The 2072-nt window shown below is 72.4% G+C and carries 4 protein-coding genes; 3 read left to right on the forward strand and 1 reads right to left on the reverse strand.

Features of this window, described 5'->3' with window-relative positions:
* The coding region (locus CCN29_RS33225) for a hypothetical protein (protein ID WP_442538652.1) at positions 1 to 219 on the reverse strand (219 nt) is incomplete at its 3' end.
* Between the two features lie 255 nt (positions 220 to 474).
* On the opposite strand from CCN29_RS33225, the gene CCN29_RS33230 reads away from it, so the two are divergent.
* The 3 genes from CCN29_RS33230 to tgmB all read left to right on the forward strand — a co-directional run.
* Positions 475 to 798 (forward strand): YkvA family protein, encoded by a 324-nt coding sequence (locus CCN29_RS33230; RefSeq protein ID WP_037817306.1) that lies wholly within the window; start codon positions 475 to 477, stop codon positions 796 to 798.
* 120 nt (positions 799 to 918) lie between these two features.
* Complete coding sequence (gene tgmA, locus CCN29_RS33235; protein ID WP_086686209.1) at positions 919 to 1110, forward strand: putative ATP-grasp-modified RiPP; 192 nt, start codon at positions 919 to 921, stop codon at positions 1108 to 1110.
* A 15-nt stretch (positions 1111 to 1125) separates the two neighbouring features.
* The coding region (gene tgmB / locus CCN29_RS33240) for an ATP-grasp ribosomal peptide maturase (protein ID WP_086686211.1) at positions 1126 to 2072 on the forward strand (947 nt) is incomplete at its 3' end.

Here is a 2072-nt window from a genome sequence, read left to right on the forward strand (position 1 = left end):
CGCCCCGGACGGTTCGCGCGCAGGCGCCGTGTCCGCGCCCGCGCCGTTCGCGTACCGCGGGTCGGCCGGGGCCGTGTGGTCCGCCGTCAGGTGACGCGCCCAGGCCGGTCCGGGCCGGTGCCCGCCGGTCGCCGCGCCCGTCGTGCCGGCGGGCGGGGCCGCGGCCGAGTCGACGGGTATGCCGGGTTCGCCGGAGGAGGACGAGGAGAAAGTGGTCATGATCGACTCCAGGGGAAGACTGATCACCATTACTAGGCTCCACCCCCAGGTGCTGCCACTTGACTGAGCCGCAGGGATGACCTGCGAGGACTCCGTGTTTCGGGTGATGTTCACGGGGCAACGGTCGCGTGCGCGCATGGCCGGTCCCCGCCGCCATACAGGGGCCCGGAGCGGGAATCCGTTCCCTCGAGGACTGTGTCGCGCGAGGGGCCGCGGCACGCGGTCACCGGGAGGAGGGCGAGGAGGGCAGTGATCTTGGACACAACGACCGTGGTGTGGGGCGTCGCCGTCCTCGCGGCCCTGCTGCTGGCGGGCGCCGTGGCCGTGCTGGTCCGTCTGGTCCGCACGCGGCGGGAGTTGCGGCGCGCGGGGCTGCCCACCGGGCCCCGCTGGGTGTTCTGGGGCGCGGTGCTCTACCTGGTCCTGCCTGCCGATCTGCTGCCCGATCCGGTGTACCTGGACGACATCGGCGTCCTGCTCCTCGCTCTGCGCACGATGCGTGGCTCCCTCGGCGCGGGGGCGCCCGAAGTATCCGGACGGCGGCCGGGCCGACAACCCGCCGATGATTACGCTCCGTGAGGAAACCAACCACCCGTTCGATTCGTATAAGTCTCTGGAAGCCAACGCAAGTCGGCGGACCAAGCGGCGGCGCACAGAAGGCCGTTGCCTGATCGGCGCAGCACCGACGAGGGAGAGACGATGCAACCGTTCGCGCTCAACTACGCCCGTCCGGCGGTGGAGTTGGCCGTTTCCACTCCGTATGCGTATGACTCCGGACTGCAGTTGAACGTCCTCGGTGACGGGCGGATCGCGGCCAGCGACCACGCCCTGTTGCGCGAGCTGGGGACGACCACGTCCACCGCGGGCTCCAAGACCCACTTCGACGACTGAACGCGGACCGTCAACATGACCGTGCTGATCCTCACCTGCGAGGAGGATGTGACCGCCGACATGGTGGTGGTCCATCTGAACGGCGCAGGAGTGCCGGTGGTCCGTCTCGACCCCGCCGATCTCACCGGGGGCGTCTCGCTGTCCGGCGAGTACGTCCACGGCCGGTTCCGCGGCCATCTGTCCGTCGGCGGACGGCTGGTGAGCATCGGCGGGCTGCGGTCGGTGTGGGTACGCCGCCCCGGCACGCCGGCCGAGCGCGCCCCGCAGCCGTCCGCCTGGCTCACCGAGGAGGCGTCGCAGGCCCTCTACGGCATGCTGCGCGGCAGCGACGCGCGCTGGATGAACCACCCGGACGCCGCGCGGCAGGCCCGCCACAAGCCGTGGCAGCTGCGCCTGGCCCAGCGCTGCGGGCTGCCGGTGCCGGCGACGGTGATCACGACGTTCCCGCGCGCGGCGCGGGAGTTCGCGGAGCGCTTCCCGGACCTGGTGGTCAAGCCGGTGTCGGGGGCGCATCCGCAGGATCCGCCGCGGGCCGTGCCGACCAGCAGGGTGGCGCCGGACACGGACTTCTCGGCGGTGGCGTACGGGCCGACGCTGCTCCAGCGGCGGATCGCGAAGCGGGCGGACATCCGGCTCACCGCGGTGGGCGACGTGCTGCTGGCGGCGCGCAAGGCGACGGCGCCGGACGCGGACCCGCAGGTGGTGGACGTGCGGTTCGCCGCGCCCGGGCCGCCGTGGGAGCCGGTGGAGGTCCCGCCGCGCACCGCGGACGCGGTGCGCGACTATCTGCGCCGGGCCCAACTGGCGTACGGGGCGTTCGACTTCGCCGAGGACGCCGACGGGACCTGGTGGTTCCTGGAGTGCAACCAGTCGGGGCAGTTCGGGTTCGTCGAGGTGGAGACGGAACAGCCACTCCGCGATGGTCCGCGCGATCGGCTGTTCCGTCTCCACCTCGACGAACC

This window comes from Streptomyces pseudogriseolus (genome assembly GCA_002154585.1).
In the GTDB taxonomy this organism is placed as follows: Bacteria; Actinomycetota; Actinomycetes; order Streptomycetales; family Streptomycetaceae; genus Streptomyces; species Streptomyces pseudogriseolus.

Coding starts and splice junctions, on each gene's coding strand:
- tgmA (WP_086686209.1), top strand. CDS start 919: ATGCAACCGTTCGCGCTCAACTACGCCCGTCCGGCGGTGGAGTTGGCC.